This window comes from Sphingomonas aerolata, from assembly GCF_003046295.1.
Lineage (GTDB): Bacteria > Pseudomonadota > Alphaproteobacteria > Sphingomonadales > Sphingomonadaceae > Sphingomonas > Sphingomonas aerolata.
On sequence record NZ_PZZN01000002.1, the window covers coordinates 724,266 to 744,916 of the forward strand.

Below are 20,651 nucleotides of genomic sequence, written 5' to 3' on the forward strand. Positions count from 1 at the left end.
CGATGCAGATCAGCCTGTGCGCGATGGTCGTCGTTGTCGGGGGTGGCCTCGCCCGGCTGATCCTGCCGCCGCCGCTGCAAAGCTATGCCGGGATGCTCGGCTGACGCGTCATTGCGACGTCAGGCCGCGGCTGAATCGGTCCAGTCGCGCTCTGCCAGCGTGCGGGTTTCGGTGACGGGGAGGGCGCGGCCGAACAGATCGCCTTGCGCGTGCGTGCAGCCGAGTGCCGCGACAAGCTGACGCTCGTCCTGTGTCTCCACCCCTTCGGCGATGGTCGCGATGTCGAGGCTTTGCGCGAGCGCGACCACCGCGCGGATGATCGCCAGCGCCTCGCGGCCGCCGCGCGCTGCGGCACGGACGAAGCTGCCGTCGATCTTGATCGAGGAGAAGCGGGTGCGGCTGAGATAGCCCAGCGACGAGTGGCCAATGCCGAAATCGTCGAGGCTCAGGCGTACGCCAAGGTCGAGGATACGCGCGAGGGTCGTCGTCGCGCCACGATCCTCGCGCAGGAAGACACCCTCGGTAACCTCGAGCTCGAGCCGGTCGGCCGACAGCCCGCTGTCGGCAAGCACGGTCGCGACGGTCGTGACGAAACCGTCATTCTGCAGCTGGACCGGCGACACGTTGACGGCGATGCGCAGACCCTCGGGCCAACTTGCGGCCTCGGCGCAGGCGGTGCGCAGAACCCAGGCGCCGATCTGCGCGATGATCCGTGCGTCTTCGGCGAGCGGGATGAAGCGGGACGGCGGGACCGTGCCGAACTCCGGGCTTTCCCAGCGCAGCAGCGCCTCGAAGCCGCGCAGCATGCCGCCCTGCGTGTCGATGATCGGCTGGTAGGCGAGGGACATCTCACCCCGATCGAGTGCGCCGCGCAGCGCGATCTCGAGCACCCGCCGCTCCTCCGCCTGGACGTAAAGCGCGGGCTCGTAGACGCGAAACACGCCGCGACCGGCATCCTTGGCGCGATAGAGTGCCAGATCGGCGGACCGGATCAGCATCTCCGACGTGCGCCCGTCGCGCGGCCCGAAGGCGAGCCCGATGCTGGCGCCGATATGCAGCGTATAGTGATCGACGTCATAGGGCCGCGACAATGCGGTGATGATGCGCCCGGCAAGCTCCTCGACCGCGCCCGTATCGCTGGCGTCGCGGACGACGAGCGCGAACTCGTCGCCGCCGAGCCGCCCGCAGGATTCGTTCGCGCTCATCATATGACCGAGCCGTTCCGCGACCTGGCACAGCAGCCGGTCGCCGACCGGGTGGCCGAGCGTGTCGTTGACCGCCTTGAACCGGTCGAGATCGAGCATCATGAACGCGCAGCGTCCGCCACAGGCCTCCGCCGCGATCATCGCGTCGGACAGCGTCTCGGTGATCAGCCGGCGGTTGGGCAGCCCGGTCAACGTGTCGAAGCGCGCCATGCGGTTGATCTTGTCCGCGGAGGCGCGCTGATCCGTGACATCGGCACCGACGCCGCGGAAACCGCAGAATATTCCGCGGTCGTCGTATCGCGGCGCGGCGGCCAGCTGCCACCAGCGCTCCTGTTCGGTAAAGCGGATCGGCAGTCTCAGATTGACGAAGCTGTCCCGGTTGCGCAGCTTTTCGGCAAGCGCGCGCAGACCGGCCGCGAACGTGCCGCTGTCCCAGGAGGGTCCGGCCAGCAGCTGGAGGATCGGCATGCCGTCGATATCCGCCGGCGCGCGACCGCACGCCCGCGCGAAGCGGGCGCTGGGCCGGATCACGCGTCGTGTCGCGTCGGTCTCCCACAGCCATTCGGCTGCGCTTTCCTCGAACTCGAGCAGGAGCACGCTGATCGTCTCGTCGCGTTCGTCGAGCACCGCCTGCGCATTGTGGATCGTGACGAGCGCGCGCGTCCGGCTGAGGCAGGCGGTCATCAGCAACAGGGTGAAGGCGAGCACCCCCCCGGCGATCGCAACCGCGTGCATCAGCATGAGCTGGACGAACGATACGAAACCGAGCGTGCCGACGAACATGAGCGTGGCGAGCGGCAGCGGCGCCATCGCGAAGGCTGCCCCCGTCATCACGATCATCAGCGTGAGCCCGAGCCCGATGCTCGTTGCGACCGGGACCTGCGGGCAGAAGAAAACCGGGATGACCGACCAGGCCAGAGCGAGGCTGCCCCCCTCCCACAAGGTTGCCCGGATATCCGTCCTGCCGCCATGCCCGGCAGCGCGCGAGGGAGCGAGGCGGCGGCGGATGGTCACCCACACGGTCCCCGCGATCAGGAGCGTCGACCATGACGCGACCTGCCAGAACGGCATCCGGGGATAGAGCAATGCGGCACAGACGGCTGTCGCGAGCAGGTTGGCGGCGAGGGCGAACCAGGCGAGTTGCCGGCCGGCGTCGAGCTGCGCCGCGCGAAGCCGGCCCCATTCCCTGGGATCGCACCCTTCCGACAGCGCGAGAAGCGCGCGCATGTCGATGGGCATGTGATGCGTCGACATTCGTGTACGCGCCGGCATGGTTGGCGGGGGCGTATCGGATCCGGAAGGCGACTGGCTGTTCACACCGCCGGGCTTAATGCACGTTGGTTATCGCAACGTTCCCATCCCCCGCGTTGTGAAAAATAACCGGGTCGGGGGCAGGGGCCGCGACCGTCCCGCCGCACTGGCGGGACGGTGCGGCGGGGCATGCAACGTCAGGCGGCGATGTCATAGGGCTTGATGTCGCCGCTCAGGTACAGGTTGCGCGCCTTGGCGCGGCTGAGCTTGCCCGACGAGGTGCGCGGCAACGTGCGGGGAGGGATCAGTTCGATCACGCAGTTCATGCCCGTCACAGAGCGGACGCGTTCGCGGATCTCGTCGCGCAGGCGCAGGCGTTCACCCTCGTCGGAGCTGCGGCACTGGACGAGGACGGCGGGGGTTTCCTCGCCTCCCGGGGTCGTGATCGCGAATGCGGCGATGTCGCCCGCCTTGAACCCGGGCAGCTGCTCGACCGCCCATTCGATGTCCTGCGGCCAGTGGTTCTTGCCGTTGACGATGATCATGTCCTTCGCCCGGCCGACGATGTAGATATAGCCATCGGACATATAGCCCATGTCGCCGGTATCGAGCCAGCCATCGGACATGCACGCCGCGGTCGCGGCATCGTCGCGGAAATAGCCGACCATCACCGACTTGCCCTTGCACCAGACCTTGCCGATCGCACGCTCGGGAAGGGGGGTGCCGTCCTCCTCGCGGATCTCGATCGTCATGTCGCGCACCGGCTTGCCGCAATTGACGATCGCCCGGTAGCGCTGCGGGCGGTCCTCGCCGCGCGCGCCGCCGGACAACTGAGTTTCCTCGACCAGCTCGACGCGGATCCCTTCGCCCGGCGGCATCAGCGATACCGCCAGCGTCGCTTCGGCAAGGCCGTAGCTGGGCAGGAAGGCAGACGCCTGGAATCCGGCGTCGGCAAAGGCGTCGACGAACGACTGCATCACGTCGGGACGGATCATGTCGGCGCCATTGCCCGCGACGCGCCAGCGCGACAGGTCGAACCGGTCGCTCGCCTTGGTCTGCGGCGACATGCGGCGCGCGCAGATGTCATAGCCGAAGGTCGGCGAATAGCTGAGCGTGGTGCCGGTGTTGCGGCTGATGAGATCGAGCCAGGCGAGCGGACGGCGCGCGAAATCCTCGGTCTTGAGGTAATCGGTCGAGACCTGGTTGGCGATCGGCGACAGGAAGCAGCCGACCAGCCCCATGTCATGATACCAGGGCAGCCAGGACACGCACCGGTCGGTGTCGCAGACTTCCATGCCGTGGCTGTGCGCGGCGAGATTGTTGAGCAGAGCCTCGTGCGTGATGACGACGCCGTGCGGGAACCGCGTCGAGCCGCTCGAATATTGCAGATAGGCGATGTCGTCGGGACGTGCCTCGGGCAGCGTGGCGGCGGGGGCTTCGCGGGTCGCGAATTCGGACCAGTCGATCCCGTGCGTGCCCGCCAGACGCGCCGCCTCGCTCGCCATCTGCGCGAGCTCCGGCGGAAAGATCAGCATCTTGGGATCGCAGCTCGAAAGCTGGACGCGGAGCTGTTCGATATAGGAATCGCGGCCGCCGAACGATGTCGGCAGGGGCAGCGGCACCGGCCAGGCGCCCGCATACACGACACCGAAGAACAGCGCGGCGAATTCGGGGCCGGTCTCGGCGACCAGCGCGATGCGGTCGGCAGGGGCGACGCCGGCGGCGATCAGGCGATCCGCCATCGCCAGCGCGTCACGGCGCAGCGTCGCATAGGGATAGGGCTGGCTGAGCGTACCGCGCGCGTCATGGAAGTTGAGGCCGCGCTGCCCCGTCGCCGCATAGTCGAGTGCCTCGCCAAGTGTCGTGAAGTCGGCGAAGCGGCGCGGCAGCGTGTCCGCGGTGGGGGTCGCCGTGCGCTGCGCCGGCATCGGATCGGCCGACGGTGCGACCGCAGGCTTTACCAGCCCGTTCGTCGCCGTCGTCTGAAAGGTGTCGATCGTCATGTGCGTCCTGTCTTCCACGTCGCGGCCTGTCCGGGGACATTCGCCGCTTGAGACCGTGCAAAGGCCAGCCATGCACGGTCGTGGCGTTCAAAATCCTATCCCAGTGTGGCACAATGATGGCGTGACCCAGGATCGCCGCCGAGAAAGACAGGAGAAACGCCCGCCAAAACCGCTGGATGCCGCGGGACTGGAGGGGTTGGCGCTGCGCTATGTCGAGCGATTCGCGACCACGCGCGGCCGCCTGAGCGATTATCTGCGGCGCAAAATACGCGAGCGCGGCTGGGTCGAGGCGCCCGAAACCGGTCCGGCGGTGCCGCCCGCCGATCCCGAGGGGCTGGCGCAAAGACTGGCAGATCTCGGCTATATCAACGATCGCGGCTTTGCAGAGGCGCGGGCGGCAGCGATGCAGCGTCGCGGCCTGGGTGCGCGGCGCGTCGCGGGGGCGTTTCGCGAGGCGGGGATCGACGAGGCCGATGCCGATGCGCTCGCCCCCGAAATCGCGGCGCGCGACGTCGATGCGGCGCTGGCCTATGCGAAGCGCAAGCGGCTGGGCCCGTATGCCCGGTCGGACAATAGCGACGGGGGCGGGGCCGAGAATCGTGCGCTGCGGCAAAAACAGCTCAGCGCGATGGTGCGCGCCGGCCACGGTTTCGATCTGGCACGCAAAATTCTTGCCGCGTCCCCGTCTGAGACGATCGATACGACAGATTTTGACTGAGGACGCATTGCAGGTTGTTGCGGCTGCGACGAAGCGTGCTAGCAAGGTGCAGGGGTGCGTAACGATGCGTAGTGAAGCGCAATATGACGGGGACAGGCCGGCCACGGTACCGGACGCGGTGGCGGCTGCCGGACCGCGCGCAGTGCCGGACATCGATCAAGGCGTCGATCAGCCCGCTGTACAAGCGACTGCACAGGCTATCGCGGAGCCGTCCGTGCTCGGCGGGGTGATCAAATGGTTCGATGTGACGCGCGGTTTCGGCTTCGCGGTCGCTGACGATACGGCGATCGGCGATATCCTGATCCATTTCTCGGTACTCCAGCCGCATGGCCGGCGCAGCCTGCCAGAGGGCGCGCGGGTCGACGTGGTCGCGGTGCAGCGCGGGCGTGGGTTCCAGGCGCGCGAAGTCCTGTCGATCGATCTGAGCGGCGCGGTCGAGGAGACGGCGGCACGACCGGGCACGGCGGCGCCGGTCGACCGGATCGATCCGGTCGCGCTGATCGATGCCGCAGGCCCGTTCGAACCCGTCGTCGTCAAGTGGTTCAACCGGCTCAAGGGCTATGGCTTCCTGGTACGGGCAAGCGACGACAGTGACGTGTTCATCCATATGGAAACGCTGCGGCGGGCGGGGATCGACGTCGTTGAGCCCGATCAGCCGTTGCAGGCGCGAATCGTGACCGGTCGCAAGGGGCCGCTGGCCGTCACGGTGGAGCGATCCGCGCCGGCGTGGTAACCGGCCCGCCGCAACCGGGGATATATGTAATGAGTAAAACCGTCTTCGCCGCGCTTCTGGCGCTCGGCCTGTGCGCGTGTTCGAACGGCGACGCCCGGGCGGGCGACGCCGCCGCCCCAGACGCTACCGTCGCGGGCACTGCGACCGGCACGGGCACCGGTGCTGGACCGGGTCAGGCTGCCGCGACGCTGGCCGTGACGATCCACAGCGCGAACGGCGCGCATGTGTTCACCGTCGAGAGCGCCAAGACCGAGGCGGAGCAGGCCCGCGGGCTGATGTACCGGACCGATCTCAAGCCGAATCGGGGCATGCTGTTCTGGCCCTATCCGACCGACGGCAGCGGGCCGCGCGAGGCGAATTTCTGGATGAAGAACACGCCGAGCCCGCTCGACATCATCTATATCCGCGCCGACCGGACGATCGCGCGGATCGCCGAGAACACGATCCCGTTCTCCGAAACGCCGATCCCGTCGGGCGAACCCGTCGGCGCGGTCCTCGAGATCATGGGCGGACGTGCCGGGGAACTCGGCATCGCCGAGGGCGACCGCGTCGAATGGCCGGGTGCGCCGGGCTGAACCGCCATATCCACCGCAAAGTGCCGTCCCGCCATGGCGCGGGCACTGCGTTCGAGGTTGATGGCGCGGCGTGCACCCGCTAAGCGGCGGCTATGGGATTTCTCGCATCGACCTTCACCTGGTGGAACGGCGCCACGCTCGGCACCAAATTCGGGCTCCGCGGCAAGACGCGGATGGGCGAGGACGCGCTCGGCAACGTCTATTATGAAGGCGGCAAGGACACCGCGGGCAATCCGCGCCGCTGGGTGATCTATCAGGGTGCGACCGACGCCAGCCGGGTACCGCCCGCCTGGTTCAGCTGGCTGCACCATCAGGTCGCCGACGTGCCCGATCGTGCCCTGCCGCCGGTCCGCCCCTGGCAAAAGCCCGCCCTGCCGAATCTGACGGGTACCGCACTCGCCTATCGCCCGACGGGCGCGATGGAAAAGGGTGGCCAGCGCGCTGCGGCGACCGGCGATTACGAAGCGTGGGTGCCTGAGTGATGCAGCGCCGGATCGCTGCGGCGATCCTGGTCGTGGTTCTCGCGGTCGGTGGCTGGTTCGGCTATCGCGCCTGGACGAACCGCAGGGCCGATACGACCGTCGTGGTCCAGCAGGATCTGCCGGGCGGTGATCAGGCCGGTGACGGATCGGTCGAGACGATCGACACGGGCGGCGCGGCGCTCGCCAATGGCGGGACGCCGATGGCACAGCGCGTCGCGGTGATCGGCCTGCTCAACAAGCGGAACGGGGTGACGCGCGACGTCACGTTGAAGCCCGGACAGGCAACCCGGATGGGCGACGTCGTCCTCCGCCTGCGCGCCTGCGAACAGACCGCCCCCTGGGAGCCCGAACAGCTGACGGGGGCCTTTGTCCAGGTGATCGTCCGCGGCGTCGACAAGAAATGGCGGCGGACATTTTCGGGCTGGCTGTACAAGGAGCGCCCCGCGCTGAACGCGGTGCAGCATCCGATCTACGACGTCTGGACCAAAAGCTGCGCGATGACCTTCCCCGCAACCGGGCCGGATACGGCATCGTCGGGCGCAACTGCAGCGGCGCGGTCGAGCGCGAAGAAATCCCCGGTGGCGGCCGACGACGCAGCCGCGCCGGACGAGCCGGTCGAGCCGACCACCCCATCGAGCGCCGCGGCGAGCAACGCGATATAATCGGCACGCTCGATCTCGATCGCGCCGAGCGATTCGAGATGCGAGGTCTGGAACTGGCAATCGAGTAGGTCGAAGCCGCCGGCCTTCAGCCGCGCGACGAGATGCGCCAGCGCGACCTTCGACGCGTCGGTCGCGCGGCTGACCATGCTTTCGCCGAAAAAGGCCCGCCCGAGCGCCAGCCCGTATAGCCCGCCGACCAGCCGGTCGCCGTCCCAGCATTCGACCGAATGCGCAAAGCCCATCAGATGCAGCGTGTGGAAGACCCGCTCGATCCCCGCATTGATCCACGTCTCGGGCCGGCCCTCGACGCTTTCGGCGCACAGCGCGAGGATCTGGCCGAACGCAGTGTCGACGGTGACGCGGAAGCGGTCCGCGACGATGGTCTTGCGCAGCGAGCGCGAGAGACGGAACCCGTCGAGCGGCAGGACCGCGCGCTGGCGCGGCTCGACCCAGTAGACGTCGATCGCGTCGCGGCTGTCGGCCATCGGGAAGACGCCGGCCGCATAGCCGCCAAGCACGAGGCGCGGATCGAGAATGTCCATCGGTCGCGCCTTAGCCCGCTGCCAACCCCGCCGCCAGCCGATGTTCGATCGTCCGCCACAGCTGATCGAACGCCGCCGCGGCGGTCGAGCGTGGTGCGAAGGCCCCGACCGCCGCGCGTTGTACCGTCATCGCCTCGATCACACTGCTCATTGGAATGACCGGCCAGTCGGGGTTGGCGGCCAGCGCGTCGGCATGCAGGCGCCGTCGGCGATCGACCATCGCATGGACGGGCAGCACGGGCACCTTGCCGCCGAGATGGCGGATCACCTCCTCATAGGCGCGTTGCGACAGTGGCGAGGGGATGACGGGAACGACGATCAGATCGGCGGCGCGCATCACCTGATCGGCGGTTTCGGTAAGTCCCGGCGGGCAGTCGAGCAGGACGCGATCATAATCGGTCAGCGCGCCGATCAGCTTGCCGAGCCGCTTTTTCTTGTCGAGCGTGTGAAACAGCTGGTCGAGACCGCGGAGTGAAGCGTCGGCGGTGATCAGGTCGAGCTTCGCGACCGGCGTCGGCTGGGCGCGTTTGGCGACGCTGATATCGCGGGAGAACATCGCTTGGGCCTGATCCCGCCCGGCGGTACCGTGCAGCAGGAAACTGCTCGCGGCCTGCGGGTCGAGGTCCCAGAGAATCGTGCGGCGTGCCGACCGGGTTGCCGAACACCAGGCGAGATTGACCGCCAGCGTCGTCTTACCGACGCCGCCCTTCAGGCTGTAGATCGCGATGGTTGCCATGCCGGCCAGCGTGCCGGTGCGCGCCGCCGATGGCAAGGCATCGCGGCAAAACTACGCCCCGGGCGACGCTGGCGGTCGTCCGGGGCGCGGGATCATCCGGCCGTGGCCGGCTGAAGGATCAGGTGTGGCAGGTCTGGCCGGGCTTGCCCGGCTGGGTCAGCTCGATCGACTTCTCGGTGCCCGTCATCGACCAGCCGCCGTCGGCGACCAGTGGCTCACCCTCGGCAGCCGCCTTGAGCGTCGTGGCCGGACCGCCTTCCTTGAGACGAACCACGGCCTGCTTGCCCCCCTGGAAGAAGGTCACATAGGCCAGGCTGTTGTCCTTGCAGCGCATCGTCTGCTCCGACTTGATCGACGGCGGCAGCTCGACCGGTGCCGCATTGGCGAGCTGGTTCGCCATCGGATCGGGATTGCTGTCGACCACCTCGGGTGCAGCCGGTTTGGAGTTGCAGGCAGCCAGCGCGAACAGCGCGGCGACGGCGGTGAGGGGGAGCGTCTTCTTCATATCGTCGGGGCTTCGCGCATGCAGCAAATCGCGTCAAGCCGTAGCGGCCGCGATGCGCGCGCGGCGGGACGGGTCATCCCCGGGATGCGCCGGTTCGTCGCATTGGCGATGGCGCCCGGCAGTGTTGCGCCACCACATTCCGGCAGTGGCGACGCGGGAATAAAGGCACCGGGGTCGTCCGATGTCACGCATCTGCCACTATATTTCACGGAACCGTTGTAAGAGGACGTTGCATGCCGGGCCAAATTCCTGCCGCCGAGCGCCTGTCGGCGATATCGACGCTCATCACCCAGGCGCTCTGCCTGGCCGACGAGGGGGGCGAATTGCTGCTCGGCGCCAAATTGTCCGACGCGCTGGATTGCGTTCAGGCCCGCATCGAAACGGTGAGGAGCGACGCGGCGTGAAAGGGGCGGCCTGACGGGGCTTGGTGCGCCGGCTTGTCCGGTGGATAGTTTTAGCGCGCTTGTGGCGGACCGGGAGTGGCGCCATCTACAGACAATGCAGATGAGATCCGACACGCTGACCGCCCCCGATACGCTTGCCCTGATCGGGAATACGCCGCTGGTGCGACTGAAGGGGCCAAGCGACGCGACGGGGTGCGATATCTTCGGCAAGTGCGAATTCACCAATCCGGGCGCGTCGATCAAGGATCGCGCTGCGCTGTTCATCGTCGAGGACGCCGAGGCGCGCGGCCTGCTCCAGCCGGGCGGGACGATCGTCGAGGGGACCGCGGGCAATACCGGGATCGGCCTGGCACTGGTCGCCAATGCCAAGGGCTACAAGACGATCATCGTGATGCCCGAGACGCAGAGCCGCGAGAAGATGGACACGTTGCGCGCGCTGGGTGCCGAACTCGTGCTCGTGCCCGCCGCCGCCTTTTCCAACCCGTGTCATTTCGTGCACACGTCGCGGCGCATCGCCGAGGAGACGCCCGGCGCGATCTGGGCGAACCAGTTCGACAACACCGCCAATCGCCACGCGCATATTATCGGGACCGCCGAGGAGCTCTGGCGGCAGATGGACGAGCGGATCGACGGCTTCACCTGCGCGGCGGGGACGGGCGGGACGATCGCCGGCGTCGGCCTGGGTCTGAAGGCGAAGGACGAGGCGATCTGCATCGCGCTGACCGATCCGCATGGCGCTGCGCTGTATAACTATTACGCGCATGGCGAGCTGAAGTCCGAAGGGTCCTCGGTTGCGGAAGGCATCGGGCAGGGGCGGATCACCGCCAATCTCGATGGCGCGCCGATCGATACGCAGTTCCGGATCTCGGACGCGGAAGGCTATGCCTGGACCCGGCAGTTGCTCGACGAGGAGGGGCTGTGCCTCGGCCTGTCGTCCGGGATCAACGTCGCGGGCGCGGTCGCGCTGGCGCGGCAGCTCGGACCGGGCAAGCGGATCGCGACGATCCTGTGCGATACGGGGTTCCGCTACCTCTCGACGCTGTACAATCCTGAATGGCGCGCGGCGAAGGGCCTGGTGTGAGCGAGGGCGGCGGCGCGCCGCGGGATGGTGAAATTCGACAAGTGCGCGATGATCGGGTAGATGCGCGCGACAAGATGCAGACGCAACGCGCACCTTCGCAAACCATGCAGCGGATAAAGGTCGGCATGATCGGGCTCGCCGCAGTGGTGATCTTCATCGGGCTCGCCAGCGCGATCATCGGGTCGGCGACACGCGAACGACCCGTGGTCGCCGCCGGCTCGGCACAGGCCGATGTCGTCGCGAACATGGCCGTGTCGAACACGACCGCTGCCGCCGACGGTGCCGACGAGCCACTGGCGGAAATGGGCCTCGCACCCAGCGTCAATGCACAGGCACCCGCTACTCCGAACTGATCCGGGCTTCCCGCCGCTGCCGCGCCGGGGAAATCACGGGACCACGCTGACGTGCAGCGCGTCCGCATGCCAGGTGCGACTCGACCTTGCTGTGGATCAATGTGCGCGCCGCGTCGTCCCGGCAGGGCACATGGTCCCGGATCAAGGGCAATGCAGCGCTTGATTCCCGGAAATCCCCAAATATCCCGTTGCGTCCCCGTTCCGCTGTGATAGACGGAGATTAACACAGGGGCACGTTCACCGTTCACCGTTCGCGATTGCGCGGCCGGGCCGCGGCGAAGGCTGCGGTTCGAGGCGGGAAGACGTGCGCGCCATTCGCGGGATATTGGCGTGTCGGATCGAGGGCGATATCAAGGAGATGGCATCGGCCTTGTCGACGACAAGGGCCGGGTAGCCATCCCTTCCGCCCTTCGGACGATCTTGTCGGCAAATGCCCCCAAGGCGAACGGCAAGGACGGCGGAACCATCATCATCGGCGCACACCAGAAGAACCGCTGCCTGGTCGCCTATGATCCGGGTTATGTCGCGCTGCTCGCCGAAAAGCTCGACCGCCGCGAGGCCGAGAATACCCGTGAAGACGGCGAATATGACTATAACATCAAGCGTCGCGCGGCGTCGGGCGAGGCCGTACCGTTCGATGGCTCGGGGCGCTTCATCATGCCCGCCTTCCCGCGCTTCTATGCCGGGATCAAGGGGCACGCATTCTTTTACGGCGTCCTCGACTATATCGAGATCTGGGACCCCGCCGCGCTGGTCGCGACCGACGACATGCCCCCCGTCGTCAAGGAAATGGCGCGCTTCTACATGGCCGAAAAGGGGATTTCGCTGTGAGCGACACGATCCCCGCCGCCCCGCACATCCCGGTCCTGCTCGACGAGGTGATCGCCGCGCTGGCCCCCGCGCCCGGCGAGACGATCGTCGACGGGACGTTCGGCGCGGGCGGTTATACGCGGGCGCTGCTGTCGCGTGGCGCCTGCGTCATCGCGTTTGACCGCGACCCCGACGCGATTGCCGCCGGACAGGACTGGGCCGATGGCGAGGAGCGCCTGACGCTGGTTGCCGCCGACTTTTCCGCGATGGTCGCCGAACTCGAGGCACGCGACGCGTTGCCCGTCGACGGCATCACGCTCGACATCGGCGTCTCGTCGATGCAGCTCGACCAGGCCGAGCGCGGTTTCTCGTTCCAGTCGGACGGACCGCTCGACATGCGGATGGCGCAGGCGGGCATGACCGCCGCCGATTTCGTCAACGAGGCCGACGAGGACGAGATCGCCGACGTCCTCTATCATTTTGGCGACGAGCCCAAGTCGCGTCGCGTCGCGCGGGCGATCGTTGCCGCACGACCAATGACGCGTACCGGCGAGCTCGCGCATGTCGTCCGTCGCGCGCTGGGGTACAAGGCGCACGACAAGAAGGACCCCGCGACGCGCGCGTTCCAGGCGATCCGGATCCATATCAACCGCGAACTCGGCGAGCTCGCCGATGGCCTGCTGGCGGCGGAGCGCGCGCTCAAGCCCGGCGGACGGCTCGCCATCGTGACCTTCCACAGCCTGGAGGATCGCATGGTGAAGCGGTTCCTGCGCACGCGGTCGGGCAGTGCGCCTTCAGGTTCCCGTCATCTTCCACAGGCAAAAACCGTGGTAGAACCGAGTTTTACCGATGTCGGCCGCCCCGTGCGCGCCGGCGAGGACGAGCTGGCGCGCAATCCGCGCGCACGCTCTGCGACTTTACGAACGGCGCGGCGGACCTCCGCGCAACCTTGGACGGAAGAGGTGACGACATGACGGCGGCGTATCGGTTGAAGGGTGTGGGCTGGTTCGGTGGCTGCGTTGCCGTCGTACTCGGCTTTTACCTCGTTTCGCTGCAGGTGGCCGCCGAGCGTAAGAAGCTTGAGACCGTCAACGGCCAGATCCGGTCGGCCGAGCGCGATATCCGCGCGCTCGAGACCGAGTTCGACACGCGCGCGAACCTCGCGCAGCTCGAGCGCTGGAACGGCGATACGCTGGCGCTGTCCGCGCCGACCGCCGGGCAGTTCGTCGCAAGCGAATCGGCCCTCGCCAGCCTCGACGTGAACCAGATCGGCGGGCCCGCGGGCGCCACCGTCCAGACCGCGCAGCTGCTCGTGCCGTCGCTGCCGGTTGCGGCCGCCGCCGCGGCACCGCAGGCGGTCGACGTCGCCGTGCAGGCCGTCGCTGCCGCAGCGCCGCTCAAGCCCGTCACCGTCCGCGCCACCGTCCAGACCGCCCGTGCCACCGACACGGCGATCGTCCGCGCGGCCGCCCCCGAGCGCCTCGCCGCGGTCGCCAAGGTCCGTCCGCAGGCAGTCGCGATGCTCGACCGCAAGCTGCTGTCCGACAACACGCTGGGTTCGATCCTGAGCGGCGCGCGGGCCGAGGCAGGGCGTCTGCGTTGACCACCCTCGTCGCCCGGCCGGTTTCCGAGCGGCGTACCGCAACGCAGCGCCACGCGCTGGTCGCGACCGCTCATACGCGCCTGATGATGTTGATGTTCTTGTTCGGGGCTGCGGTGCTGGTCGTGATCGGCCGGCTCGGCGTGCTCGCGATCCAGTCGTCGCTGAGCGATCCCGGCGCCCGCGCCGCGGCGATCGCGGCGCGCGGCGATATCGTCGATCGCAACGGCGCGCCGCTGGCCAGGACGATCGACGCGTGGACGATCGCGGTGCATCCCAAGAAGATGATCGGCGATCCGACCGAGATCGCCGCGCGGCTGGCGGCGCTGATGCCCGATCGCGGCAACCAGGCCTTTTTCTACGGTCTGCTGACCAAGGATGTGAATTTCAGCTACCTGCAACGCCGCGCGTCGCCCGCTCTGGTCGAGCAGGTCAACGCGATCGGCGAACCCGCGATCGTGTTCGCGCGCGAGACGCAGCGCCTGTATCCGCAATCGACCATGGCGGCGCATGCGCTGGGGTTCCTGTCGACCGACGGCCACGGCATGTCAGGGATGGAGCGCGTCCTCGACGAGCGGCTGACCAACCCCGCGCTGAACGGCGCGCCGGTCGCGCTGTCGATCGACACGCGCGTCCAGGCGGCGATGGAAAGCGAGCTCGCGCGTGCGGTCGCGTCGTTCCAGGCCAAGAGCGCGGCGGGCATCGTCCTCGACGTCGACACCGGCGAAGTGATCGCGATGACGTCGATGCCGGTCTTCAACCCCAACCGGGTCGGCATGGCGGGCACCGAGCAGCTGCGCAACATGGGTACGCAGAGCGTGTACGAGCTGGGGTCGGTGTTCAAGCCGATCGCGATGGCGGCGGCGATCGATTCGGGCACCGTCACCTCGATGGCGCGGCGCTTCGACGCGACCGTCCCGCTGCGCGTTGGCGGCTACACGATCCACGACGATCCGGGCGATGAGGAGAAGCGCTGGCTGAACATCCCCGAGACGCTGATCTATTCGTCGAACATCGCGACCGCGCGGATCGCCGACCAGATCGGTGCGGCCGGGATGCAGAACATGTTCCGCAAGCTCGGCTTCGACACCAAGCCCGATATCGAACTGCGCGAGAAGGGCCGGCCGATCTGGCCGACCTTCTGGGCGCGCACGACCCTGATGACGTCGGCCTATGGGCACGGTATCGCGGTAACGCCGCTGCACCTCGCCAACGCCTATGCGACACTGGTGAATGGCGGGATCTGGCGCCCGACGACGCTGCTGAAGATCGATCCGGCGCATATCCCCGCCGGGCGACGCGTGATCAGCACGACGACGAGCGCGCGGATGCGGCAGCTGCTCCGGCTGGTCGTGCAATATGGCACGGGCCGCAAGGGCGAGGCGCCCGGCTACCGCGTCGGTGGCAAGACCGGTACGGCCGAAATCGCGCAGGCGGGTGGCTATAACAAGCACACCAACGTCTCGACCTTCGCCGCCGCGTTTCCGATGGACGCGCCGCGCTACGTCGTTGTGGTGACGCTCGATTCCGCCAAGGGTAACAAGGAATCCTATGGCTTCACCACCGCGGCCTGGACCGCGGCGCCGGTGGTATCGCGCGTGATCAGCCGGACCGGATCGATGCTCGGCGTCATTCCCGACGCGAACCGCGACATTGACGAAAGCGACTTGTTGCCGCTGTTGTGGCATGCGCCGGGCACGCCGGCCTTTGGCGCAAAGCCGACGTCCGGTGCGGAATGAGGGGCGATACATGAGGATCGGTGCATGAAACTGGCAACGCTGATCGGTAAGGGCCCCGTCAGCGATGGCGGGGCATCAGTGCACGGATCTGCACCGCGCGACGCGTATGACGGCAATGTCACGGGCTTCGCGATCGACCATCGCAAGGTCGCGCCGGGGACGATCTTCGGGGCGTTCGAGGGCGCGCGCGTCAATGGCGAGGATTATATCGCCGACGCGATCCGCGCAGGGGCGATCGGCATCGTCGCGCGGCCGGGCCTCGCGGTCGAGGGGGCGGCGTACATCGCCGACGAGACCCCACGCGAACGGTTCGCGCAGCTCGCGGCGGCGTTCTTCGCTCCCTTTCCTGCGACAACGGTCGCGATCACGGGCACCAACGGCAAGACGAGCTGTGTCGAGATGACCCGCCAATTGTGGCGGATGGCCGGCCATCACGCCGCGTCGATCGGGACGCTGGGCGTTACGACCGCCGACGAGCGCGTCACCACGGGCCTCACGACGCCCGACGTCGTCACCTTCCTGTCGAACGTCGCCGGGCTTGAGCGCGAAGGCGTGACGCATCTCGCCTTCGAGGCGTCGAGCCACGGGCTGACCCAGTATCGGACCGAGGGACTGCCCGTATCGGCGGCCGCCTTCACCAATCTCAGCCGCGACCATCTCGATTATCACGGCGACATGGCGGCCTATTTCACCGCCAAGATCCGGCTGTTTTCGGAAGTGCTGGGCCCCGATGGGGCGGCGGTGGTGTGGGCCGACGATCCGCAGGCGGCGCGCGTCGTCGACCTCGCGCGGGAGCGGGGGAATCGGCTCGTGACCGTTGGCACGCGCGGGGATACGCTGCGGCTGGTCGATCGCGATCCGACATTGCTGGGGCAGGGGCTGACGATCGAGGCGGGGGGCCAGACCTACCGCGTGACGCTGCCGCTGATCGGCGGATATCAGGCAGCCAATGCGCTGATGTCGGCGGGGCTGGTGATCGCGACCGGGGGCGATATCGCAACGACCATCGCCAATCTGGCGCGGTTGCAGCCCGTACGCGGGCGGCTCGAGCGTGCGGTCATCGCGCGCTCGGGTGCGCCGGTCTATGTCGATTATGCGCATACCCCCGACGCGCTGGAGGCGGCGATCGCTGCGCTCAAGCCGCACGCGGGCGGCCGGCTGATCGTCGTGTTCGGCGCGGGCGGCGACCGCGATACCGGCAAGCGCGAGACGATGGGGCAGGTCGCGATGCATTACGCCGACCGCGTGATCGTCACCGACGATAATCCACGTACCGAGGATCCCGCCGCGATCCGCCGCGACGTGCTGAAGGGCGCGCCCGGCGCGATCGAGATCGGCGACCGGCGCGCGGCGATCCAGGCGGCGATCGACGAAGCGGGCAGCGACGACATCGTGCTGATCGCGGGCAAGGGGCATGAACAGGGCCAGATCGTCGGCGACATGGTGCTGCCGTTCGACGATGTCGGCGTCGCGCGCGAGTGTGCGGTATGAACGATGCGGTGCCCCTGTGGACGTCCGCCGAGATCGCCGCCGCGACCGGCGGGGTGGCATCGGCCGAGTTTGCCGTGACGGGCGTGGCATTCGATTCGCGCGAGGTCGGTCCGGGCGACCTGTTCGTCGCGATGAAGGGCGAGGCGAGCGACGGCCATCTGTATCTCGACCAGGCGTTTGCGCAGGGTGCGGCCGGGGCGATCGTCTCCGAGCCCTGCGCGCATCCGCATGTGCTGGTCGCCGACAGCTTCACGGCCTTGCAGATGCTCGGGCGCGCGAGCCGGGCGCGCAGCGGCGCGACGATCATCGGCGTTACCGGATCGGTCGGCAAGACGAGCGCGAAGGAGGCACTGTTCGCGGCGCTCGATCGCGGCGCACCGGGGGCGGTGCATCGTTCGGTCAAGAGCTACAACAACCATACCGGCGTCCCGCTGAGCCTCGCGCGGATGCCGCGCGACGCGCGCTTCGGCGTCTTCGAGATGGGGATGAACCACGCGGGTGAACTGGCCGCGCTGACGCAGATCGTCCGTCCGCATATCGCCGTGGTGACCGCGATCGCGCCGGCGCATACCGAATTCTTCCGCGACGAAAGCGCGATCGCCGATGCCAAGGGCGAGATCTTCGCCGGGCTCGAGCCGGACGGCATCGCGATCATCCCCTTCGACAGCCCGCATCGCGACCGGCTGACCGCGGCGGCGGCGCCGCATGCGTCGCGGATCGTGACCTTCGGTATCGCGAAGGGTGCCGATGTCCGCGCGATCGAGACGGTCCGGCTGGCGACCGGCGCGACGTTCGTCACGGTCCAGCAGGACGGCCGTGAGCTGAGCTTCACGATGGCGCAGCCGGGGATGCACTGGGTTTCGAACGCGCTGGCGGTGATCGCGTGCGTCGAGGCGGCGGGCGCGGATCTCGGGCTGGCGGGACTGGCGCTCGCCGAACTCGGCGGGCTGCAGGGACGCGGTGCGCGGTTCATGACGACGCTCGCGGACGGGCAGGCGCTCGTGATCGACGAAAGCTACAATGCGAACCCCGCCTCGATGCGTGCGACGCTCGCCGTGCTGGCCAAGGAGCCCGGGCGGCATGTCGCGCTGCTCGGCGAGATGCGCGAGCTGGGCGAGGCGTCGGCGGACTATCATGCCGGGCTTGCCGAGCCGATCCTCGCGGCAAACGTCGAAATGGCGCTGCTGGTCGGTGAAGCGATGGCGCCGCTCGCGCAAGCGCTTGAGGGGAAAGTCGAAACCGTCCATGTGGGCGACGCTGCGGCCGCGCTGACGTCGCTACGGACGATCCTGGCGCCGGGCGATGCGGTTCTCATCAAGGGATCGAACGGTGTAGGGCTCGCGCGGGTCGTGACGAGCCTCGGGGGCGGGAAGACGTAAATGCTGTACTGGATCGCCGCACATCTGGGTTTCCCGGGGATATTGAACCTGCTCCGCTACCAGTCGACGCGGACGGGCGGGGCGGTCGCGACTGCGCTGATCATCGGCCTGATCATCGGGCCACGCTTCATCGGCTGGCTGCGCGTGCGTCAGGGCAAGGGCCAGCCGATCCGCGCCGACGGCCCGCAGACGCATCTCGCCAAGCGCGGCACGCCGACGATGGGCGGGCTGATGATCCTCACCAGCATGACGCTGGCGATCCTGCTCTGGATGGACCTGAGCAATCCCTATGTCTGGTCGTGCCTGTTCGTGACGCTGGGGTTCGGCACGATCGGGTTCATGGATGATTACGACAAGGTGCGGAAGGCGAGCACCGCGGGCATTTCGGGTCGCACGCGGCTGTTGCTCGAATTCGCGATCGCCGGGATCGCCGCAACGATCATCATGTCGCAGAACGGGCCGCATCTGTACCTGCCGTTCACGTCGCGCATGTATATCGATCTCGGCTGGTTCTTCCCCGTCTTCGCCGCCTTCACGATCGTGTCGTTCGGCAATGCCGTGAACCTGACCGACGGGCTCGACGGACTGGCGACGATGCCGGTGATCATCGCGAGCGTGGCGTTCATGGTCATCGTCTATCTCGCGGGCAATGTGAAGTTCGCCGACTATCTCGGCATCCCGCACGTTCCCGGCGCGGGCGAGCTGGCCATTTTCTGCGGTGCGGTCGTCGGGGGCGGTCTGGCGTTCCTGTGGTTCAATGCGCCGCCCGCCGCGGTGTTCATGGGTGACACCGGCAGCCTCGCGCTCGGTGGCGCGCTCGGCACCATCGCCGTCGTCGCGCATCACGAGATCGTGCTCGGGATCATCGGCGGGCTGTTCGTCGCCGAGGCGATGAGCGTGATCATCCAGGTGTTCTTCTACAAGCGGACCGGCAAGCGGGTGTTCCGGATGGCGCCGATCCACCATCATTTCGAACAGCTCGGCTGGAGCGAGCCGACCGTCGTGATCCGCTTCTGGATCATCGCGCTGGTCCTAGCGCTGGTCGGCCTGTCGACGTTGAAGCTGCGGTGATCGTCGCCAAGGCCTGGCGCGGAAAACGCTTTGCGGTGCTGGGGCTGGCGCGGTCGGGTGCGGCGACCGTCCAGGCGCTGGTGGCCGGCGGCGCGAGCGTGGTCGCGTGGGACTCCGACGAAACGAAGCGCGAGGCTCTCGCCGAGAGCATTCAAGACCTGTCGGTCACCCTTGATGACGTGGATCTCCAGTTTGATCCGTTGGACGACCTAGCGGCGTTCGACGCGCTCGTCGTTTCGCCGGGGGTGCCGCTCAACACGCATCCGCTCGCCGCGGCCGCGCGTGCGGCGGGCGTTCCCGTCATCGGCGACATCGAACTCTTTGCGCAGGCCCGCGCCGACCTGCCGCGCCACAAGGTCGTCGGGATCACGGGCACGAACGGCAAGTCGACCACCACCGCGCTCGTGCATCATATCCTGCGGACCGCAGGCGTGCCGACGCTGATGGGCGGCAATATCGGGCTGCCGATCCTCGGGCAGGATCCGCTGCCCGAGGGCGGCGTCTATGTGCTCGAGCTGTCGAGCTATCAGATCGACCTGACGCAGACGCTCGACTGCGACGTCGCGGTGCTGCTCAACATCACCCCCGACCATCTCGATCGTTACGACGGATTTGCCGGCTATGCGGCGTCGAAGGCGCGGCTGTTCGCAATGCAGACGGTGCCGCATCTCGCGGTCGTCGATCACGGCGCAGAGGCGGAGCATCGTCTTCTGGGTGATGCGCCCGCTGCCCTTCCGGTCGAGTTCATCGACCGTATCGACATCGGCGACCAGGCCGGCTGGTCGTCGCTGCAGGGGCCGCACAATGCGCTGAACGCGCGTGCCGCCGTGGGGGTCGCGCGCGCGCTGGGCGTGAGCGAGGTCGATATCGACCGCGGGCTGGTGAGCTTTACCGGCCTGCCGCACCGCATGCAGCAGATCGCCTCCTATGACGGCGTCGCCTATGTCGACGACAGCAAGGCGACCAATCCGGAGAGCGCGGCGCCCGCGCTGGCGGCATTCGAGCGGGTCCACTGGATCGTCGGCGGGCGCGCCAAGGGGGATGACCTCGATGCGTGCAGGCCCGGCTTCGGCCATGTCGTTCACGCCTATACGATCGGCGAGGCCGGGCCGCGGTTCGCCGAGATCCTGGCCGGGTCGATGCCGGTCGATCATGTCGGCACGCTCGACGCGGCCGTCCGCAGCGCGGCGGCCAATGCCCGGCCCGGCGACACGATCCTGTTGTCCCCGGCCTGTGCGAGCTTCGACCAGTTCGCCGATTACGAAGCGCGCGGCGCGGCCTTCCGCTCGGCGGTCGAGTCGCTGGCATGAG

General features: G+C 68.0%; 20 protein-coding genes and 1 pseudogene. 16 read left to right on the forward strand and 5 right to left on the reverse strand.

Annotation, left to right across the window (positions count from 1 at the left end):
* Positions 1–119: 119 nt before the first annotated feature.
* Both C8J24_RS10715 and C8J24_RS10720 read right to left on the reverse strand, forming a co-directional pair.
* Positions 120–2,444, reverse strand: a complete 2,325-nt coding sequence (locus C8J24_RS10715; protein WP_244180619.1) for a putative bifunctional diguanylate cyclase/phosphodiesterase — start codon at positions 2,442–2,444, stop codon at positions 120–122.
* Positions 2,445–2,653: 209 nt separating this feature from the next.
* Positions 2,654–4,384 (reverse strand): fatty acyl-AMP ligase, encoded by a 1,731-nt coding sequence (locus C8J24_RS10720; RefSeq protein WP_107932804.1) that lies wholly within the window; start codon positions 4,382–4,384, stop codon positions 2,654–2,656.
* Positions 4,385–4,655: 271 nt separating this feature from the next.
* Here C8J24_RS10720 and C8J24_RS10725 point away from each other — a divergent pair, with 271 nt between their 5' ends.
* From C8J24_RS10725 to C8J24_RS17865, 5 genes and pseudogenes are all read left to right on the forward strand, one after another.
* Positions 4,656–5,177 carry a regulatory protein RecX gene (locus C8J24_RS10725; protein WP_244180620.1) on the forward strand — a complete coding sequence of 174 codons (522 nt, stop codon included), beginning with the start codon at positions 4,656–4,658 and terminating at the stop codon, positions 5,175–5,177.
* Positions 5,178–5,241: 64 nt separating this feature from the next.
* Positions 5,242–5,910 carry a cold shock domain-containing protein gene (locus C8J24_RS10730; protein ID WP_107932806.1) on the forward strand — a complete coding sequence of 223 codons (669 nt, stop codon included), beginning with the start codon at positions 5,242–5,244 and terminating at the stop codon, positions 5,908–5,910.
* 29 nt (positions 5,911–5,939) lie between these two features.
* Positions 5,940–6,485 (forward strand): DUF192 domain-containing protein, encoded by a 546-nt coding sequence (locus tag C8J24_RS10735; RefSeq protein WP_107932260.1) that lies wholly within the window; start codon positions 5,940–5,942, stop codon positions 6,483–6,485.
* A 92-nt stretch (positions 6,486–6,577) separates the two neighbouring features.
* Positions 6,578–6,967 (forward strand): NADH:ubiquinone oxidoreductase subunit NDUFA12, encoded by a 390-nt coding sequence (locus C8J24_RS10740; protein WP_031395586.1) that lies wholly within the window; start codon positions 6,578–6,580, stop codon positions 6,965–6,967.
* Between the two features lie 200 nt (positions 6,968–7,167).
* Positions 7,168–7,401 (forward strand): annotated as a pseudogene (locus C8J24_RS17865) (DUF2155 domain-containing protein); the annotation flags it as partial.
* A 35-nt stretch (positions 7,402–7,436) separates the two neighbouring features.
* Here C8J24_RS17865 and aat read toward each other — a convergent pair.
* The 3 genes from aat to C8J24_RS10760 form a co-directional block, all read right to left on the reverse strand.
* The gene (aat, locus tag C8J24_RS10750) at positions 7,437–8,171 is read right to left on the reverse strand and encodes a leucyl/phenylalanyl-tRNA--protein transferase (RefSeq protein WP_107932262.1); all 735 of its coding nucleotides are present in this window, start codon (positions 8,169–8,171) and stop codon (positions 7,437–7,439) included.
* A gap of 10 nt (positions 8,172–8,181) precedes the next feature.
* Positions 8,182–8,907 (reverse strand): ParA family protein, encoded by a 726-nt coding sequence (locus tag C8J24_RS10755; protein WP_107932809.1) that lies wholly within the window; start codon positions 8,905–8,907, stop codon positions 8,182–8,184.
* Positions 8,908–9,025: 118 nt separating this feature from the next.
* Complete coding sequence (locus C8J24_RS10760; RefSeq protein ID WP_107932264.1) at positions 9,026–9,412, reverse strand: hypothetical protein; 387 nt, start codon at positions 9,410–9,412, stop codon at positions 9,026–9,028.
* A 233-nt stretch (positions 9,413–9,645) separates the two neighbouring features.
* On the opposite strand from C8J24_RS10760, the gene C8J24_RS17560 reads away from it, so the two are divergent.
* The 11 genes from C8J24_RS17560 (at position 9,646) to murD (ending at position 20,650) form a co-directional block, all read left to right on the forward strand.
* Positions 9,646–9,816, forward strand: coding sequence for a hypothetical protein (locus tag C8J24_RS17560; protein ID WP_156363533.1), 171 nt, complete (start codon positions 9,646–9,648; stop codon positions 9,814–9,816).
* Positions 9,817–9,916: 100 nt separating this feature from the next.
* On the forward strand, positions 9,917–10,897 hold the full coding sequence (locus C8J24_RS10765; protein ID WP_107932811.1) for a cysteine synthase A: 981 nt from the start codon (positions 9,917–9,919) through the stop codon (positions 10,895–10,897).
* 125 nt (positions 10,898–11,022) lie between these two features.
* Entirely contained in the window at positions 11,023–11,250 is a 228-nt protein-coding gene (locus C8J24_RS10770) for a hypothetical protein (protein WP_244180621.1), read from the forward strand.
* 420 nt (positions 11,251–11,670) lie between these two features.
* Positions 11,671–12,081 (forward strand): MraZ C-terminal domain-containing protein, encoded by a 411-nt coding sequence (locus tag C8J24_RS10775; protein WP_320481608.1) that lies wholly within the window; start codon positions 11,671–11,673, stop codon positions 12,079–12,081.
* Entirely contained in the window at positions 12,078–13,034 is a 957-nt protein-coding gene (gene rsmH / locus C8J24_RS10780) for a 16S rRNA (cytosine(1402)-N(4))-methyltransferase RsmH (protein ID WP_244180622.1), read from the forward strand. Before C8J24_RS10775 ends, rsmH begins: the two co-directional genes overlap by 4 nt.
* On the forward strand, positions 13,031–13,663 hold the full coding sequence (locus C8J24_RS10785) for a hypothetical protein (protein ID WP_031440797.1): 633 nt from the start codon (positions 13,031–13,033) through the stop codon (positions 13,661–13,663). Before rsmH ends, C8J24_RS10785 begins: the two co-directional genes overlap by 4 nt.
* Positions 13,660–15,399: a peptidoglycan D,D-transpeptidase FtsI family protein gene (locus tag C8J24_RS10790; protein WP_037528403.1), complete on the forward strand. Its 1,740-nt coding sequence runs from the start codon at positions 13,660–13,662 to the stop codon at positions 15,397–15,399. Before C8J24_RS10785 ends, C8J24_RS10790 begins: the two co-directional genes overlap by 4 nt.
* A 24-nt stretch (positions 15,400–15,423) precedes the next feature.
* Positions 15,424–16,890, forward strand: a complete 1,467-nt coding sequence (locus tag C8J24_RS10795; RefSeq protein WP_107932266.1) for a UDP-N-acetylmuramoyl-L-alanyl-D-glutamate--2,6-diaminopimelate ligase — start codon at positions 15,424–15,426, stop codon at positions 16,888–16,890.
* Positions 16,887–18,269: a UDP-N-acetylmuramoyl-tripeptide--D-alanyl-D-alanine ligase gene (locus tag C8J24_RS10800; RefSeq protein WP_107932268.1), complete on the forward strand. Its 1,383-nt coding sequence runs from the start codon at positions 16,887–16,889 to the stop codon at positions 18,267–18,269. Before C8J24_RS10795 ends, C8J24_RS10800 begins: the two co-directional genes overlap by 4 nt.
* A complete protein-coding gene (mraY, locus tag C8J24_RS10805; RefSeq protein WP_031395401.1) occupies positions 18,270–19,340 on the forward strand; it encodes a phospho-N-acetylmuramoyl-pentapeptide-transferase in 1,071 nt (356 codons plus the stop codon).
* The gene (gene murD, locus C8J24_RS10810; RefSeq protein ID WP_107932270.1) at positions 19,337–20,650 is read left to right on the forward strand and encodes a UDP-N-acetylmuramoyl-L-alanine--D-glutamate ligase; all 1,314 of its coding nucleotides are present in this window, start codon (positions 19,337–19,339) and stop codon (positions 20,648–20,650) included. The genes mraY and murD overlap by 4 nt, the downstream gene beginning before the upstream one ends.
* Position 20,651: the final 1 nt, after the last annotated feature.

What these genes read in the sequence shown, in the direction of transcription:
- C8J24_RS10715 (WP_244180619.1), bottom strand. Translation starts at nt 2,444, where the DNA reads ATGCCCATCGACATGCGCGCGCTTCTCGCGCTGTCGGAAGGGTGCGAT.
- C8J24_RS10720 (WP_107932804.1), bottom strand. Translation starts at nt 4,384, where the DNA reads ATGCCGGCGCAGCGCACGGCGACCCCCACCGCGGACACGCTGCCGCGC.
- C8J24_RS10730 (WP_107932806.1), top strand. Translation starts at nt 5,242, where the DNA reads ATGCGTAGTGAAGCGCAATATGACGGGGACAGGCCGGCCACGGTACCG.
- C8J24_RS10735 (WP_107932260.1), top strand. Translation starts at nt 5,940, where the DNA reads ATGAGTAAAACCGTCTTCGCCGCGCTTCTGGCGCTCGGCCTGTGCGCG.
- C8J24_RS10740 (WP_031395586.1), top strand. Translation starts at nt 6,578, where the DNA reads ATGGGATTTCTCGCATCGACCTTCACCTGGTGGAACGGCGCCACGCTC.
- aat (WP_107932262.1), bottom strand. Translation starts at nt 8,171, where the DNA reads ATGGACATTCTCGATCCGCGCCTCGTGCTTGGCGGCTATGCGGCCGGC.
- C8J24_RS10755 (WP_107932809.1), bottom strand. Translation starts at nt 8,907, where the DNA reads ATGGCAACCATCGCGATCTACAGCCTGAAGGGCGGCGTCGGTAAGACG.
- C8J24_RS10760 (WP_107932264.1), bottom strand. Translation starts at nt 9,412, where the DNA reads ATGAAGAAGACGCTCCCCCTCACCGCCGTCGCCGCGCTGTTCGCGCTG.
- C8J24_RS17560 (WP_156363533.1), top strand. Translation starts at nt 9,646, where the DNA reads ATGCCGGGCCAAATTCCTGCCGCCGAGCGCCTGTCGGCGATATCGACG.
- C8J24_RS10765 (WP_107932811.1), top strand. Translation starts at nt 9,917, where the DNA reads ATGAGATCCGACACGCTGACCGCCCCCGATACGCTTGCCCTGATCGGG.
- C8J24_RS10770 (WP_244180621.1), top strand. Translation starts at nt 11,023, where the DNA reads ATGATCGGGCTCGCCGCAGTGGTGATCTTCATCGGGCTCGCCAGCGCG.
- C8J24_RS10785 (WP_031440797.1), top strand. Translation starts at nt 13,031, where the DNA reads ATGACGGCGGCGTATCGGTTGAAGGGTGTGGGCTGGTTCGGTGGCTGC.
- C8J24_RS10795 (WP_107932266.1), top strand. Translation starts at nt 15,424, where the DNA reads ATGAAACTGGCAACGCTGATCGGTAAGGGCCCCGTCAGCGATGGCGGG.
- C8J24_RS10800 (WP_107932268.1), top strand. Translation starts at nt 16,887, where the DNA reads ATGAACGATGCGGTGCCCCTGTGGACGTCCGCCGAGATCGCCGCCGCG.
- mraY (WP_031395401.1), top strand. Translation starts at nt 18,270, where the DNA reads ATGCTGTACTGGATCGCCGCACATCTGGGTTTCCCGGGGATATTGAAC.